This is a genomic window from Rickettsia endosymbiont of Ixodes pacificus (assembly GCF_000965155.1).
Classification (GTDB): Bacteria; Pseudomonadota; Alphaproteobacteria; order Rickettsiales; family Rickettsiaceae; genus Rickettsia; species Rickettsia tamurae.
Genome location: NZ_LAOP01000001.1, coordinates 653,394 through 668,470 on the forward strand (window position 1 = coordinate 653,394; position 15,077 = coordinate 668,470).

Genomic DNA, 15,077 nt, shown 5'->3' on the forward strand with positions numbered 1-15,077 from the left:
TATGTTAAAATTAATAGTTGAAACAAAAACGTTAGTTCAGTCCCTAGGGTTTGCAAGTTCCGTTGTTGAAAAACGTAATATAATACCTGAATATGCAAACATTAAATTATCGGCAAAAGACGGCAATCTGGAACTTAGTTCTACTAATATGGATTTGTACTTAAGTCAAAAAATAGCAGTACAGGTAGTAAGTGAAGGCGAACTTACCGTTTCTACGAAAACTCTAAATGATATAGTCCGAAAACTTCCGGATTCCGAGCTTACATTAACAGATCTCGGTACAACGGGACTTGAGATCAAAGGAAAAAATTGTAAATTTAATTTATTTACTTTGCCGGTTAGTTCTTTTCCTGCAATGGATAGTATTAATCCTGAAGCAAGTTTTAAAATTTCCTGCACGGATTTTGCTAAAATAATCGAATCGACAAAATTTTCGATTTCTTTAGATGAAACTCGTTATAATTTAAACGGTGTTTATTTACACATAAAAGACAAAGAGTTTTGTTCGGCAAGTACCGATGGGCATAGACTTTCGGTTTCATGGGTAACATTAGAAAAACAAATAAAGAATTTTGGAGTTATATTACCGCAAAAAAGTGCAGAGGAAATTTTAAAAATAGTTAAAGATCCTAAAAATATAAATGAAGATATAGAAATTTTATTAAGTAGCAATAAGATTAAGTTTATATGTAACGAAAATACTATTATGCTATCAAAGCTTATAGACGGTATTTTCCCTGATTATAGTGCTTTTATTCCGGAAAGCAGTAGCTCAAAATTAGTAATTAATCGAAAAATATTTGCAGATAGTATAGAAAGGATAGCGATAATAACCGTTGAAAAATTTAGAGCGGTAAAATTATCGTTATCTCGTGAAACCTTAGAGATTAGTGCCGTCGGTGAAGCAAGAGGTAACGCAAAAGAGGTTATTAATTCTTCACAAGATAAGGAAAGTTTTTATGAATATAATAGTGATGAGTCTTTAGCTATAGGCTTTAATCCGCAATATTTGGAAGATGTCTTAAAAGCAGTGAAATCGGATTTAGTAGAATTATATTTTTCAGATGTTTCAGCACCGGTACTTATTAAATTTCCTGAGAATCCTAAAGATATTTTTGTCGTCATGCCTGTTAAGGTGTAGTCTTGTTACATGGATCAGTTTTCCCGTCATTGCGAGAAGGCATTGTTGCGTGGATCAATTTTACCTCTGTCGTCATACCGTGGTCGAGCCACGGTATGACACAGTGGGTTTTACTGGTCCACGCAAGAATGACATATTAGTTATGTTCAAATAATTTTTGACTAATAGCCAAAGCTTCTCTATTATTTCCCTCAAGCACACTAATTAAATATTGGTTATGAAGAAAATTATCGGATTATTTTTTGTAATTATACTTAGTGCAATAAGTACTAGTATCTTAGCGGATGATTATCCAAAAACAGAACGAGAGCAGAAATGGGACGAAGTAGGTTCTATAGCAGGTGAAGAAGGATTAGTTTTTAGACCGGGCAGGGTAAAAAACGAATCTACTAAAGCTGTAGGAGGCTCTGTTAATAAATATCTTTGGCAAGCAGCATTAGAGACTATAAGTTTTGCTCCTCTTGCATCAGCTGACTCAAACGGCGGCGTGATTATTACGGAATGGTATAGCCCACGCTCTAATCCTAATTTTCGATTTAAAATAAATATATTTATTAAAGACGATGTAATAAGCCCTGATTCAATTGAAGTGAAAGTATTTGAAGAAATGCTTAAAAATAAACAATGGGTACTTAATGAAAACACCTCAAATCTTGCTATCACACTTGAAGATAAAATTTTAAGAAAAGCTAGAGATATATATATTAATAGTGCGAGGTAATTGCATAGCAATTGACTAAGCAATCTTAGGATATTTGATGAGATTGCCGTGCAGTCTACGACTGCTCGCAATGACGATGCAGCATATAAATTATAAAAAAATATGAACCAAATAGAACAAAAATGGCAGCAAATTTGGCAAGAAGAAAAAGCTTTTGAAGTATCAAACGAGAGTAGCAAGCCAAAATATTACGTACTTGAAATGTTGCCTTATCCTTCCGGTAAAATCCATGTAGGTCATGTACGCAACTATTCTATAGGTGATGTTATTGCAAGGTTTATGACTATGCAAGGTTTTAACGTGCTTCATCCGATGGGCTGGGATGCTTTTGGGCTACCTGCCGAAAATGCCGCAATAAAAAATAATTCTCATCCGAAAGATTGGACTTATTCTAATATCGAGAATATGAAAAAGCAGCTAAAATCTATGGGTTTTTCTTATGATTGGTCTAGAGAGATAAATAGTTGTGATCCTGAGTATTATAAACATGAGCAGAAATTCTTTTTAGAGCTTTATGAACGAAATCTTGCTTATCAAAAAGAATCACTTGTTAATTGGGATCCGGTTGATAATACCGTTCTTGCGAATGAGCAAGTTGTAGACGGGCGTGGTTGGCGTTCAGGTGCAATTGTTGAGAAACGCTATTTAAAGCAATGGTTCTTAAAAATCACCGATTATGCTGAAGAATTATTAAACGAAATTCAGAATTTAAAAGAGTGGCCTGAAGCTATTCGGTCTATGCAAGAGAAATGGATAGGTAAATCGATAGGTGCTAACTTTCATTTCAAAATTAAGGATAATGAAGATACTACTATAGAAGTATTCTCAACCAAACCTGAAACTATTTTCGGAGCTGGCTTTATAGGAATTGCCTTTAATCATCCGATAATAGAACGGTTAGTTTCCAAAACACCTGAGATACTAGCTTTTATAACTAAATGTTCACATATTACAGGAAGTAGCGAACTAGAAAAGGCTGAAAAAGAGGGAGTGTTTACCGGTCTTTATGTCATTCATCCTTTTGACTCTAATATAATATTGCCGGTTATTATTACGAATTTCGTGTTAATGGATTACGGCACTGGTGCTGTTTTCGGTTGTCCTGCTCATGACGAACGTGACCATGAATTAGCCGTTAAAATGAATTTACCTATTAAACAAGTAATAAAAGCAGATATTGATGTACAAAAGACCGCTTACACGGAAGATGGAATTTTGGTTAACTCAGATTTTCTAAACGGCTTAACTAGTAATGAAGCAAAACAAAAAATCATTAGGGAATTTGAGAAACTAGGTATAGGTAAACGCAGCGTAAATTATCGTCTAAAAGATTGGGGGATTTCTCGTCAACGCTTTTGGGGATGTCCTATTCCTATGATTCACTGCGAAGCTTGCGGCATAGTCCCCGTACCTTACAAAGACTTACCCGTTACGTTACCTGATGACGTAAATTTTGACGGTCACGGTAATCCGCTTGATCATCATCCTAGTTGGAAACATGTTAATTGTCCGAAATGCGATAAGCCCGCTGTTCGTGAAACCGATACTTTTGATACATTTTTTGAATCATCTTGGTATTTTACGAGATATTGCAATAGCAATGCTACAGATATGACCGATAAAAAAGCTTGTGATTATTGGCTACCGGTCGATAAATATATAGGCGGCATAGAGCATGCGGTAATGCATTTATTATATGCAAGGTTTTTCACTAAGGTAATGAACGAACAGAATTACGTAAGCGTTCGTGAGCCTTTTAAAGGATTGTTTACTCAAGGGATGGTGCTACATGCTACTTATAAAGACGAGCATAATAATTGGTTATATCCTGAAGAAGTAGTTAAAAAAGGTAATGAATTTTTTCATAAAGAAAGCAATAATAGAGTAGTGCAGGGACGCATTGAGAAGATGAGTAAATCTAAAAAGAACCTCATCGATCTTGAGACAATGCAAGAGCAATACGGGGCAGATGCGATTAGGTTTTTTGTGCTGTCCGATAGTCCGCCTGAGAAAGATCTAGAATGGTCGGCAAGCGGTATTGAAGGCTGCTCACGTTTTATTAATAGGCTTGAGCATATGTTTAAGGCGATAGATTCTTTAAAAGATGATATAACTGAAATTAGTAAAGAGTTAAATAGATTAGTATATTTTACAATAAAGCATGTCGCCGAAGATATAAAGCATTTTGCCCTAAACAGAGCAATAGCACGTATGCGTGAGCTTTCTAATGCTATATCTGCTGAAATATCCAAAGATAAAATTGATGTTGAAACCGTAAGGCATGGCTTTAATGTTTTAGTACAGCTACTAAATCCTTTTATCCCGCATATTACGGAAGAAATTTGGCAGAAGCTTGGCAATAAAGAGCGATTATATAATTCGTCTTTTCCTGCATTTGATGAATCAATGCTAGAGTTAGATACATATATTATGGCAGTGCAGGTTAACGGCAAACTCCGTGATACCTATGAGTTTAAAACTTCCGTAAGTGAAGATGAAATAAAGCAAATTACCGTCAGTCTGCCAAAGGTACAAAAGTTCTTAGAGGGAAAAGAACTGAAGAAGATTATCCTCGTTCCTCGTAAAATTGTGAATATTATTGTTTGAAGTGAAAGATTGTGGGGATTAAAAACTAGTCAGAATGTCATACCATGGTCCTTCCATGGTATCCAGCTAAAATACTAAATTTAGTACTTTAAGTTGTTTCTAGATACCGTGGTCAAGCCGCAGTATGACACCTAGCATACTTTTATTGCATTACCACCATACTAACCCAAAAAAAGTACCTGCTCATGTTTATCTAATGAAGAGTCATAATGCTTCGTCTCATTTATAAAGTTACTGCAATTATTATGGTAAGTACCTTTTGAAGCACCCTTATAACTCTGATAAGATGAAGTTTCATATACCCTAGATCTTCTCTAAGGTAATAGTAAATATTGTCTGTTATTGGCATTAATACTTTATCTATTATATAATTGGCTGCCCACCAAAATGCGGCAAAAACACCGCCATCAATACTTAAAGTGTCTTCTTCTGTTTCACAAGTTATAACCCTAGGATAACAGAGGTTTGCTATACTATCTAGACTTAGATTTAAATTTAAATCTGACTCTGAATCTAGCACGTCTATTTTTTTCTATTAGTCATAAAGATCCCCTTTTTAGTTACTAATTAATTAAACTTTTTATATAACTTGCTTCTAAGGGTAAATTTGTATGTCAATCCGGTACTCGCATCCTCACGTACTTTTAGGTACACTGTGGCAGGTAAGCACTTCCGTGTTTCCTTCAAATTCTTCCTTATTAGCTACATTATGCAATAAGTCTATTGTAGGCTAAGTAATTTAAAAAAATCAATTAGCCTCTTAAATAGAGTGCAGGATTTTATATCTGAAGTCAATTTATTATGTTAATAATTTAATATTTTATTAACTTATCTTAATTTAAATTAATGCATAAAAATATCGATTTCATTCCAACCGAGTAAATCTAAATTAGCTCTTGTCGGTAAAAAACGGAAAATATCTTGGGCAAGTTCATATCTATTTTCTTTAAGTAGCATTTTTTGTAAAATATCTTTTAACTGATGCAAATAAAGCACATCTTTTGCTGCATATTCTTTTTGTTCTGAAGATAAATTGTCAGCACCCCAATAGGAAGATTGTTGTTGTTTTGAAATATTTATATTAAGCAATTCTCGGCACAAATCGTTAAGCCCATGACTATCGGTATAAGTTCTAACTAGTTTTGAAGATATTTTAGTACAAAAGATATTTTCTAAATCTATACTTAAATATTTTTTTATGGATGCTAGATCAAATCTAGCAAAATGAAATATCTTGCATCTAGTTTTATCTAGTAATAATGCTTTTAAATTAGGAGCTATATAATCTTGATTTGTAAAATGAACAAGATGAGCTTCACCATTGCCGTTACTAAATTGTAGCAAACATAGTTTATCTCTATGTAGATTTAGCCCCATTGTCTCGGTGTCTATAGCTAGATCTCCTTCAAGTTCAAAATTATTAGGTAGGTCGTTTTGATAAATTTTTATAGTCATAAATGATTTTTAATTCCTTTTGTTGTTATGTGGTTCGTTTTCCCGTCATTGTGAGGAAAAGCTGCAAGTTTTGACGAAGTAATCTCGGGAGTTTGTTATTATTTCATGAGATTGCCACGCAGTCTACGGCTGCTCGCAAGGCATTGTTGCGTGTATCAATTTTACCTCTGTCATCCCGTGGCTTGACCACGGGGTGACACAGTGGATTTTATCGATCCACGCAACAACTCCTGCTTGCAATGACGATACCTACCTTTGACTAGGTGTGTCTTTTATTGTAAACACCTGCTCATTTGGAGCAGCTACTCCTAAAACTTTCTTTGCTTGTTCTTCTAACATATCTTTATTTAGCGATTCCGTTCGGAGTAATTTGACGTTATGTTCAAGTTCTACTCTTTCTGCTCGTAAGCCTTTTAGTTCATCATAAGCTTTTTCAAGCTGCCTATTTACTTTTAAATATGCAATAATCCCTTTGTTACCATATATGCAATGAAAAACAAAATATCCAAGCAGTAAAGCTAAAAAGATATTTAAAATTATTTTTTTAGAATGATTATTTAAATGTATTATCATAAATATATATTCATAAGAAATAATACCGGAGCAGTTAAAATAATACTATCAAATCTGTCTAGTATTCCTCCATGACCGGGTATTATATGACCGCTATCTTTAATATTAAATTTTCGCTTAAAATATGAAATAAATAAATCACTTAATTGAGCTATTAATGCTAATATACAACTAATTATAAACAAATAAATTTTATTTGAAAAATAGTAATTTTCAATATGAAAGTTTGGTATAAAACTAACTAATACCGCAACTAAACCTGCTGATAATACTCCCGTAACTAAACCGCTCCAAGTTTTTTTAGGACTGATTTTTGGAGCAAGTTTTGCTCCTTTAAAAGTTTTGCCACCAATCATAGCGAAAGTATCTACCGACCAAATTATGCAAAAATAAAGCATAATAAGCCATCTATTGGTATCTTCCATAATTAAAAATATTAATAGGCTTATAGGAATCGGAATAATAATTAGCCCGATTAATAGAAAAGGAATAGAAGAATAGGTCATATTATACCATTCACTTAACATTCCCATACCTACTATTATCATTAGAATATAGAATAAAGGCTTAAACCATAATATAGCTATAACAAATAACGGAACTAAAACTATACCGGACAGGATTCTTAAATATATATTTTGTTTATCTTTTGCCAAATGTTCTTTTCCTTTTTGAGTAATCATTTATAGCTTCTAGTATATCATCTTTATTAAAATCAGGCCAATATTTGGATGAGAAATATAATTCAGCATAAGCTGCTTGCCAAAGCAAGAAATTACTGATGCGATAAACCTCGCCCGGTCTTATTAATAAATCTACATCCGGCATTTCAGGATCATATAAAGCGTGTTGTATATCGCTTTCACTTACTTCTTTTTTACCGCTTGCAATAATTTTTGTGTAGGCATCAACTATTTCTTGGCGACTTCCATAACTAAAAGCTATACAAAGCGTTATTTTATTATTATTTTTTGTTAATTCTATAGCATTATTTATTTGTTTTTGCAATGAGCTACTTAATAAATTAAGCCTACCTATTACTTTTATTTTAACGCCGTTTTTATGTAAACTGTTTAATTCATTTTTTAAATAAATACTTAATAATTTTATTAAGAAATCTACTTCCGTGCTTGAACGTTGCCAATTTTCGGAAGAGAAAGTATATAAAGTTACGTACGGCACGCCAAGATTAATAAACTCAGGGAGTAATTCACGAATTTTATCGGCTCCTGCTTTATGCCCTTCAGATTTTGTTAAGTTATGCCGATCTGCCCAACGAGCATTACCATCCATTATTATTGCTAAATGTTTTATGTTAGTCATTATTTTATATTTTAGATGTTGCTGCATGGATCGAAAAACGTACTTGATGTAATACCGTGGCTTGTCCACGGTATCCAGAATAACAACTTAATAATGTTATTTTTTTGTTTATTTTCCTAGATCCCGTGAATAAATCACGGGATAACAGAGAAAACAAAAGCTATATTTTAGGTATTTCGATTCTTACCGATAGTCCGCCTAAATCCTTGCTATCTTCTAAATAAATAGAGCCTTTGTGATCGTTTATTATTTCTTTAGTAATAGCAAGCCCAAGTCCTACGTTACTTGCATTATCAAGCTGTCTTGCTTTATCCGATCTATAAAACGGTTTAAATACAAGGTGTTTTTCTGTATCATCTATACCGGGACCGTTATCCTCAATAATTATAGCTACGGTAGATGAATTATCTTTTGAAGATATCTTAATTTTAGTTCCATATTTTATAGCGTTACCGATTAAATTAGACAAGGCTCTTTCAAAAGAATTCGGCTTAATTCGTACTTCTAGTTTATCTAAATTAATAGATTTTATAAATTCAATATCTACATGTGACCATTTGTTTAAAAGATGTTCCATCCAAGGTAATAATAAAATTTCTTCAAATTCTTCTGTACTTTCACCCTTAGCAAAATCTAAATAAGAATTTATCATTTGCTGCATAGTTAATATATCTTGTTTTAACCCTTTGATTTCTTCGCTTTCTTCCATCAATTCAAGTTGTAGCTTCATTCTTGTTAAAGGAGTTCTAAGATCATGCGAAATCATAGCAAGCATAGTGGTTCTTTTAGTAATTTGTTTTTCTATACGGGCTTTCATTTTTAAAAAAGCAAGCCCTGCTTTTCTTATTTCTAAGGCTCCTGAAGGTTTGAAATTTTTGCCTTTTAAAACACCTTGACCAAATTTATCCATGCTATCCGCAAGAGTGAGTATTGATTTAATTTGATTTTTGGAGAAAATAATAGAAACAGAAAGTAATATAACTGTTAAAGATATAATCCATAAAACAAATATATATACTGTAGGATTAAGTAGTAACTTTGCGGGAAAAGTAATATATAATATTCCATCTTTTAATTCTAAAAATACTTCAATTTTATTTTCTTTATTTAGTTTAACTATATTTTTTTCATGGATTTTTGTAGCTAAAATATTTTTAAATATAGTTAGAGGCTCACTTAATTTAGGTTGTTTTATAGATAACTTTTTACTAAGCTGAAATTGATAAGATAAATTAAGATAATTTTCCGATAAATGGGTTATCTCTCTTGAATTATTTCTATGTTCTTTAATCAGTGATTCTATTTCATTGATAATAATAGTACTAGTATAATATGAAACATTATACCAATGACGATCGTAAAACAAAAATATAGCAACGATTTGTCCTATTAAAATCGGAATGATTATAATAAACATAAACCGTACAAGTAATGTTCTCGGTAAAGCATATTTCAAAGAACTTGATACAAGCGAATTTTTCAAGACTCGCCTGTGTTCACGTATTTTTATACGCTGTGCATGCTCGCTTTTAAATTCATCTTGTCTGAAGTTCTTTGAAATATGTTGTAATAATTTAGATATAAAGTGCATAGCCCTCATTACGCACGGTTTTTAAATATTTCGGTTCTTTTGGGTTGTCTTCTATTTTGCTTCTTATTCTTGTAATTTGTACGTCGATAGAACGCATACTAAGCCCTCCCATTATTTTTGAAAGTTCAAAACGACTAGTAGATTTACCGGAATTTTTTATTAATATCTCAAGTAATTTTTGTTCAGTAGAGCTAAGAGATATAATTTGATTATTCTTGGTAAATTCTTTTGTATCGGAATTATAAAAATTATTGCCGAATTTAATTATATTCGTTTCTTTTTTAAAGTTATTATAATTATTGATTAAGTTATTTATCCGAAGTAATAATTCTCTCGGTTCAAAAGGTTTAGTTATATAATCAGAGGCACCGGCTTCAAGTCCTTTAACACGGTCATCGGCTTCCGATAAAGCAGTAAGCATAACTATAGGGATATTATTACCGGCATCCCTTATAGTAGTAGCAAAATCAAGCCCTGTTATTTCAGGTAACATAACATCTAAAATAATTAAATCATAATTAGAAGTTTTTAATAGATTTTTAGCTTCTATGACTGAGCTTGCCGTTGATACTAAAAACTCGTTTTTATATAAAAACTGCTTTAAAAGTGCTAATATTCTGCTATCATCATCAACGATTAAAATATGTGCTTTGTATGTATGCATACTCGTTTAAAATTGGTATTAGCTTTTCTATCATTGCAAGCCGGTATTGCTTGCGTGGATCAATTCCACTGTTGTCATCCTGCGACTTGATCGCGGGATCCAGTTAAAAATACTAATGATTTTAGTATTTTTTATTGTTTTTTGGATACCGTGGTCAAGCCACGGTATGACACCAAATGCGTTTTTCGATCCACGCAACAACGCTACTCGCAATGACGATTGACAATACTTTAATATAAATATAGGTTAATGACAATGATAAAACTAGAGCAAATTTTTTGGCATGTTTGGATTAACGGTGATTTAGTTCCTTATCAATTTGCAAGGATTCATGTTTTAACTCATAGTCTGCATTATTCAGGATCGGTATTTGAGGGTGAGAGAGCTTATAACGGCAAAGTTTTTAAACTAAAAGAACATACGGAAAGATTAATAAAATCAGCAGAAGCATTAGGTTTGAAAGTACCGTATAATGTTGATGAGATTATGAAAGCTCATGAACTTGTAATAAAACAAAATAATATTAAGGATGCATATATAAGACCGCTTATTTGGAGTGGAGACGAGTCGCTAAATATCACTAATCAGTATTTATCTACTAATCTTTTGATTGCCGGTATTCCATCTATGCCGAGGTCTTTTGAGAAAGGTATAAATTTGCATGTAAGCCACTGGCGTAAAGCAATGCCTGATAGCACGCCGGTACAATCTAAATCCGCCGCTCAATATAATATGGCAATAACGAGTAAAAAAGAAGCTAAAGCTCTTGGCTATGATGATGCATTATTACTTGATTATGAAGGGTATATCGCTGAATGCACTACAACAAATATTTTCTTTGTTAAAGATAAAACATTATATACTCCAATTGCTGATAGGTTTTTAAACGGTATAACAAGACAGACTATTATTGAAATTGCAAAAGATTTAGGTCTAGAAGTAAAAGAAGAGCGTTTAAAATTAGAGCAAATAGAGGATTTTACCGGATGCTTTGTTACAGGCACGGCAATCGAGGTACAAAATATTGATTCTATAGATTTAGGCAATAAAAAGATTACTTTCGATGATCATCAAATTGCAGATCGTTTGAAAGAAGAGTATGGGCGTGTTGTTAGGGAGTAGAAGAAACGTCATTGCGAGGAGGTATTGCCCGTGCGTGGATACCGAGTCGTCATTGCGAGCAGTCGTAGACTGCGTGGCAATCTCATCAAATAATAACAAACTCCTGAGATTGCTTCGTCGAATTACTACGTAATTCTTCTCGCAATGACGATTTAATAAGCTAAACAATTAAAATCAAAAAAATCATGCATAACATATTTAAAGGTTTAATTACCGCACTTATAACACCTTTTAAAGATAATAAGTTAGACTTATATGCTTTAGAGAGAATTTTAAAATATCAAATAAAGCATGAAGTCGATGCAGTATTAATTGCAGGCTCAACCGGAGAAGGTAGTAGTTTAAGCTTTGAAGAGTATAAATTATTACTGCAAACTAGCGTAGAAATCGTTAATAAGCGTATTCCTATAATAAGCGGGTGTTCATCAAATAATACTGCTTATGCACGAGAACTTGCAGCGGAATCTACAAAAATCGGTGTAGATGGTTTTATGGCTAGTCCGCCATCTTATGTAAAACCTACCCAACACGGGATTTATAAGCATTTTGAAGCATTGCATGAAGCGTGTAATCTACCTATTATGTTATATTCAGCTCCAACTAGAAGCGGAGTAGATTTTTCTGATGAGACAATATTGAAACTTAGCAAGCTACTGCGTATTTTAGCATTAAAAGATTGTGGCGTAGATTTAGAACGTCCATTGCGGATTAGAGCAATAGTTAAAGAGGATTTCAACATTTTAACCGGTAATGATGAAGTAGTCTTAGCTTTTAACGCTCAAGGTGGGGTAGGGTGGACTTCCGTAGCTTCTAATATTGCTCCCAATATGTGTAAAGAACTATTAGAGAAGTGGTATAAGAATAATACTAAAGGAGCATTAGGAATCCATCAGAAATTACTGCCTTTATATAAAGCATTATTTGTAGAATCTAATCCGATTCCAATAAAATATGCTGCACATTATTTAGGTTTATGTGAAAATGAAATTAGACTCCCATTAACTGAAGCAAGTGATAGTGCTAAAAAACAAATTGAAAACATCATAACATCACTATCCATAAAAATATGACCGAATATAAGAAAGTTATTGCACAAAATAAGAAAGCCCTTTTTAATTATTTTATTGAAGAAAGATTAGAAGCAGGTATTGTATTAAAGGGTAGTGAAGTACAGTCTCTGCGTCAAGGCAAAGCTTCTATAGAAGAAAGCCATGCGGCAGATACCGGACATGAGGTATTTTTGTATAACTGCCATATTGCAGAATATGAAAAAGCGAATAGATTTAATCATTCTACTCGTAGACTGCGTAAATTATTGTTGCATACTAAAGAGATAAAGAAAATTATCGGTAGAATTAGAATAAAAGGCTATACGCTAGTAGCTCTTTCTATGTATTTTAATAAAAAAAATAAAGTGAAAGTTGAACTTGGTATTGCTAAAGGTAAGAAATTACATGATAAAAGAGAGTCAATTAAAGAAAAAGACTGGAAAAGAGATCAGAGCAGATTAATAAGACAGAAGTAATGGATTTTGTTGTGTGGGTTCGACGTATTCGGTGTCATCCCGTGGCTTGACCACGGGATCCAGAAAAATAAACTTTAATATCAATAATTTTAATATTTTAAGCTAGATGACATTGAACCAGCTTTCTTGAAATAAAGTAAAAACAATCTAGAATTTTTAAAAAGGTATTTATGCAGCATATTATAGGTAAAATATTGGTTATATTTGTAGTTGTGATAGGAGTTTTATTTGTTTTCAAAATAATGAAAACTTATTCTACAAATCCGGTTTTCGTTGAGGTTAAACAAAGCGAGGATGCAAGGAAATGTGAAGAGGAAAGAGTCCAAGAAATAATCAAAGATTATTTGCTTAAAACTCCGGAAATAATAATAGAATCAATAGAAGGGTTGCAAAAACGTAAAGTACAGGAAAATGAGACTAAAGTTAATAACTATCTAAAAGATAATAAGTTAGGTATTGAGGATAGCACAAGCTTTCCTGTTATAGGAAATAAAGACGGTGATGTAACAATAATTGCTTTTTATGATTATAATTGTTCTTATTGTAAAAAAGGTGATGTTTCTATAAATGAATTATTGCAAAATGATCCAAAAGTTAAAGTTATATTACGATCGCTTCCTATCCTTGGAGATGCTTCCGAATATCTTGCAAGAATAGTTTTAGCCGTTTATAAGGTCAATCCAAGTAAATTTAAAGCTGTTCATGATGAATTAATAAAAATAAGAGATGTTTCTAAGGAATCTATAAAAGAATTATTAACCGAGAATGGCTTAAATGCTACGGAAATTGAAGAAATTGCCGATAGCAATGAGATTAAAGATTTAATTACTCAAAATATGAAAATAGCTAGAAGCCTTAGAATCCAAGGAGTACCTGCGTATATAATTGATTCAAAATTAATACCTGGGTTAATAGATTTCCCACAATTACTAAATATAGTTAAAGAAATTAGGGATAATAAGAGTTCTTAAGAATTGTTGCGTAGATCGGTTTTTCTGTCATTGCGAGGAAAAACTGTAAGTTTTAACGAAGCAATCCAGTAAAAAATTCTGTAAATCAGAATTTTTATTATTTTTTCTAGATTGCCACGCTCCTTGCAGTCACTCGCAAGGCATTGTTGCGTGGACCGGTAAGACCCACTGTGTCACCCCGTGGCTTGACCACGGGGGCCATAAAAACAATAAAAATACTAATAATTTTAGTATTTTTAACTGGATGCCGTGGTCAAGCCACGCGGGATACAGAGGTGAAATTGATCCACGCAACAATGCCTTGCGAGGAGCGAAGCGACGTGGCAATCTTGTCAAGCATCCTGAGATTGCTTCGTCAATTACTTACGTACTTTCCTCGCAATGACGAATTTAGCCTTTATTCAGTAAATCCAGCATAGTTTTACCGATATCGGCAGGGGATCTAGTAATAGTTACGCCGGCACTTTGTAGAGCTTCAAGCTTATCTTCGGCACTTCCTTTTCCTCCGGCAATAATAGCTCCGGCATGTCCCATTCTTTTACCTGGAGGTGCTGTAATACCTGCAATAAAGCTAACAATAGGCTTCTTGATTTTTGATTGTTTGATAAACTCAGCTGCATCTTCTTCCGCATTACCGCCAATTTCACCAATCATAATAATTGCTTTTGTCTCATCATCTTTCAAAAACATTTCAATACAATCAACAAAATTAGTATCGTTAACAGGATCGCCGCCTATACCGACACACGTAGATTGTCCAAGTCCTACTGCTGTTGTCTGTGCTACTGCTTCATAAGTTAGAGTACCTGATCTTGAAACAATACCTATCGTCCCTCTTTTATGAATATGCCCAGGCATAATACCGATTTTACATTCACCCGGTGTGATAACCCCAGGGCAGTTAGGACCGATTAATCTAGTTTTAGAGCCGACTAAAGCACGTTTTACTTTTACCATATCAAGTACCGGAATTCCTTCCGTTATACATACTACTACTTCAATTTCGGCATCGATTGCTTCTAATATCGAATCAGCGGCAAAGCCGGGCGGAACATATATAACGCTCGCATTTGCACCGGTTTTTGCTTTTGCTTCATGTACGGTATTATATACAGGTAAATCAAGGTGAGTATGACCGCCTTTGCCAGGTGTAACACCACCAACCATGTTAGTGCCATAAGCTATCGCTTGTTCAGAGTGAAAAGTTCCTTGTGAACCAGTAAAACCCTGACAGATAACTTTTGTTTTTTTATTTATTAATATTGCCATTTTTAATACGCTATTTTAAAAATTTGTTGTATTTAATACTGCTTGTATTTCAAGAATTGAATTTTATTTTGATAGGCGAAGTGAGCGGAGCGTACATATAGTACGTGAGCATCAC

Annotated in this window: 18 protein-coding genes and 1 pseudogene; 8 read left to right on the forward strand and 11 right to left on the reverse strand. The window is 33.3% G+C overall.

Translation table 11 applies throughout. The annotated features are described in order from the left end of the window. Position 1: 1 nt before the first annotated feature. The 4 genes from dnaN to leuS all read left to right on the forward strand — a co-directional run bounded on the left by dnaN (position 2) and on the right by leuS (position 4,469). Positions 2-1,141, forward strand: a complete 1,140-nt coding sequence (dnaN, locus tag REIP_RS03535) for a DNA polymerase III subunit beta (protein WP_045803846.1) — start codon at positions 2-4, stop codon at positions 1,139-1,141. Between the two features lie 2 nt (positions 1,142-1,143). Continuing rightward, entirely contained in the window at positions 1,144-1,281 is a 138-nt protein-coding gene (locus REIP_RS10830; protein ID WP_156147411.1) for a hypothetical protein, read from the forward strand. 77 nt (positions 1,282-1,358) lie between these two features. Next, positions 1,359-1,862 carry a DUF3576 domain-containing protein gene (locus REIP_RS03540; RefSeq protein WP_008579838.1) on the forward strand — a complete coding sequence of 168 codons (504 nt, stop codon included), beginning with the start codon at positions 1,359-1,361 and terminating at the stop codon, positions 1,860-1,862. Positions 1,863-1,964: 102 nt separating this feature from the next. Beyond that, the gene (gene leuS, locus REIP_RS03545) at positions 1,965-4,469 is read left to right on the forward strand and encodes a leucine--tRNA ligase (RefSeq protein WP_045803847.1); all 2,505 of its coding nucleotides are present in this window, start codon (positions 1,965-1,967) and stop codon (positions 4,467-4,469) included. 223 nt (positions 4,470-4,692) lie between these two features. Here leuS and REIP_RS03550 read toward each other — a convergent pair whose 3' ends face one another. The 9 genes and pseudogenes from REIP_RS03550 to REIP_RS13635 all read right to left on the reverse strand — a co-directional run bounded on the left by REIP_RS03550 (position 4,693) and on the right by REIP_RS13635 (position 10,273). Then, a complete protein-coding gene (locus REIP_RS03550; RefSeq protein WP_045803848.1) occupies positions 4,693-4,989 on the reverse strand; it encodes a hypothetical protein in 297 nt (98 codons plus the stop codon). Positions 4,990-5,038: 49 nt separating this feature from the next. Continuing rightward, positions 5,039-5,193 (reverse strand): annotated as a pseudogene (locus REIP_RS13630) (palindromic element RPE1 domain-containing protein); the annotation flags it as partial. Positions 5,194-5,312: 119 nt separating this feature from the next. Then, entirely contained in the window at positions 5,313-5,924 is a 612-nt protein-coding gene (locus REIP_RS03555; protein ID WP_023507823.1) for a ribonuclease D, read from the reverse strand. A 249-nt stretch (positions 5,925-6,173) separates the two neighbouring features. Next, the gene (locus tag REIP_RS03560) at positions 6,174-6,497 is read right to left on the reverse strand and encodes an FtsB family cell division protein (RefSeq protein WP_008579820.1); all 324 of its coding nucleotides are present in this window, start codon (positions 6,495-6,497) and stop codon (positions 6,174-6,176) included. Then, positions 6,494-7,180 (reverse strand): phosphatidate cytidylyltransferase, encoded by a 687-nt coding sequence (locus tag REIP_RS03565; RefSeq protein WP_008579819.1) that lies wholly within the window; start codon positions 7,178-7,180, stop codon positions 6,494-6,496. Before REIP_RS03565 ends, REIP_RS03560 begins: the two co-directional genes overlap by 4 nt. Continuing rightward, positions 7,140-7,847, reverse strand: a complete 708-nt coding sequence (uppS, locus tag REIP_RS03570) for a polyprenyl diphosphate synthase (protein WP_023507825.1) — start codon at positions 7,845-7,847, stop codon at positions 7,140-7,142. Before uppS ends, REIP_RS03565 begins: the two co-directional genes overlap by 41 nt. Before the next feature lie 133 nt (positions 7,848-7,980). Further along, positions 7,981-9,411: a palindromic element RPE3 domain-containing protein gene (locus REIP_RS03575; RefSeq protein ID WP_197069194.1), complete on the reverse strand. Its 1,431-nt coding sequence runs from the start codon at positions 9,409-9,411 to the stop codon at positions 7,981-7,983. After that, entirely contained in the window at positions 9,395-10,075 is a 681-nt protein-coding gene (locus tag REIP_RS03580) for a response regulator transcription factor (RefSeq protein ID WP_045803850.1), read from the reverse strand. Before REIP_RS03580 ends, REIP_RS03575 begins: the two co-directional genes overlap by 17 nt. 30 nt (positions 10,076-10,105) lie before the next feature. Further along, on the reverse strand, positions 10,106-10,273 hold the full coding sequence (locus REIP_RS13635) for a hypothetical protein (protein WP_410525709.1): 168 nt from the start codon (positions 10,271-10,273) through the stop codon (positions 10,106-10,108). 51 nt (positions 10,274-10,324) lie between these two features. On the opposite strand from REIP_RS13635, the gene REIP_RS03585 reads away from it, so the two are divergent. The 4 genes from REIP_RS03585 (at position 10,325) to REIP_RS03600 (ending at position 13,693) form a co-directional block, all read left to right on the forward strand. Continuing rightward, positions 10,325-11,197, forward strand: a complete 873-nt coding sequence (locus REIP_RS03585) for a branched-chain amino acid transaminase (protein WP_045803851.1) — start codon at positions 10,325-10,327, stop codon at positions 11,195-11,197. Positions 11,198-11,382: 185 nt separating this feature from the next. Further along, a complete protein-coding gene (dapA, locus tag REIP_RS03590; protein WP_045803852.1) occupies positions 11,383-12,267 on the forward strand; it encodes a 4-hydroxy-tetrahydrodipicolinate synthase in 885 nt (294 codons plus the stop codon). Beyond that, a complete protein-coding gene (gene smpB / locus REIP_RS03595; RefSeq protein WP_045803853.1) occupies positions 12,264-12,722 on the forward strand; it encodes an SsrA-binding protein SmpB in 459 nt (152 codons plus the stop codon). Before dapA ends, smpB begins: the two co-directional genes overlap by 4 nt. Positions 12,723-12,892: 170 nt before the next feature. Beyond that, a complete protein-coding gene (locus tag REIP_RS03600; RefSeq protein WP_045803854.1) occupies positions 12,893-13,693 on the forward strand; it encodes a DsbA family protein in 801 nt (266 codons plus the stop codon). Between the two features lie 129 nt (positions 13,694-13,822). On the opposite strand, the gene REIP_RS11610 is transcribed toward REIP_RS03600, so the two are convergent. Then, complete coding sequence (locus tag REIP_RS11610) at positions 13,823-14,029, reverse strand: hypothetical protein (protein ID WP_197069196.1); 207 nt, start codon at positions 14,027-14,029, stop codon at positions 13,823-13,825. A 54-nt stretch (positions 14,030-14,083) separates the two neighbouring features. Next, positions 14,084-14,962 carry a succinate--CoA ligase subunit alpha gene (gene sucD, locus REIP_RS03605; RefSeq protein ID WP_008579810.1) on the reverse strand — a complete coding sequence of 293 codons (879 nt, stop codon included), beginning with the start codon at positions 14,960-14,962 and terminating at the stop codon, positions 14,084-14,086. Positions 14,963-15,077: the final 115 nt, after the last annotated feature.

What these genes read in the sequence shown, in the direction of transcription:
- REIP_RS03600 (WP_045803854.1), top strand. Translation starts at nt 12,893, where the DNA reads ATGCAGCATATTATAGGTAAAATATTGGTTATATTTGTAGTTGTGATA.
- sucD (WP_008579810.1), bottom strand. Translation starts at nt 14,962, where the DNA reads ATGGCAATATTAATAAATAAAAAAACAAAAGTTATCTGTCAGGGTTTT.
- dapA (WP_045803852.1), top strand. Translation starts at nt 11,383, where the DNA reads ATGCATAACATATTTAAAGGTTTAATTACCGCACTTATAACACCTTTT.
- uppS (WP_023507825.1), bottom strand. Translation starts at nt 7,847, where the DNA reads ATGCAGCAACATCTAAAATATAAAATAATGACTAACATAAAACATTTA.
- dnaN (WP_045803846.1), top strand. Translation starts at nt 2, where the DNA reads ATGTTAAAATTAATAGTTGAAACAAAAACGTTAGTTCAGTCCCTAGGG.
- REIP_RS03575 (WP_197069194.1), bottom strand. Translation starts at nt 9,411, where the DNA reads ATGCACTTTATATCTAAATTATTACAACATATTTCAAAGAACTTCAGA.
- REIP_RS03585 (WP_045803851.1), top strand. Translation starts at nt 10,325, where the DNA reads ATGACAATGATAAAACTAGAGCAAATTTTTTGGCATGTTTGGATTAAC.
- REIP_RS03580 (WP_045803850.1), bottom strand. Translation starts at nt 10,075, where the DNA reads ATGCATACATACAAAGCACATATTTTAATCGTTGATGATGATAGCAGA.
- REIP_RS03540 (WP_008579838.1), top strand. Translation starts at nt 1,359, where the DNA reads ATGAAGAAAATTATCGGATTATTTTTTGTAATTATACTTAGTGCAATA.
- REIP_RS03555 (WP_023507823.1), bottom strand. Translation starts at nt 5,924, where the DNA reads ATGACTATAAAAATTTATCAAAACGACCTACCTAATAATTTTGAACTT.
- REIP_RS03560 (WP_008579820.1), bottom strand. Translation starts at nt 6,497, where the DNA reads ATGATAATACATTTAAATAATCATTCTAAAAAAATAATTTTAAATATC.
- smpB (WP_045803853.1), top strand. Translation starts at nt 12,264, where the DNA reads ATGACCGAATATAAGAAAGTTATTGCACAAAATAAGAAAGCCCTTTTT.
- leuS (WP_045803847.1), top strand. Translation starts at nt 1,965, where the DNA reads ATGAACCAAATAGAACAAAAATGGCAGCAAATTTGGCAAGAAGAAAAA.
- REIP_RS03565 (WP_008579819.1), bottom strand. Translation starts at nt 7,180, where the DNA reads ATGATTACTCAAAAAGGAAAAGAACATTTGGCAAAAGATAAACAAAAT.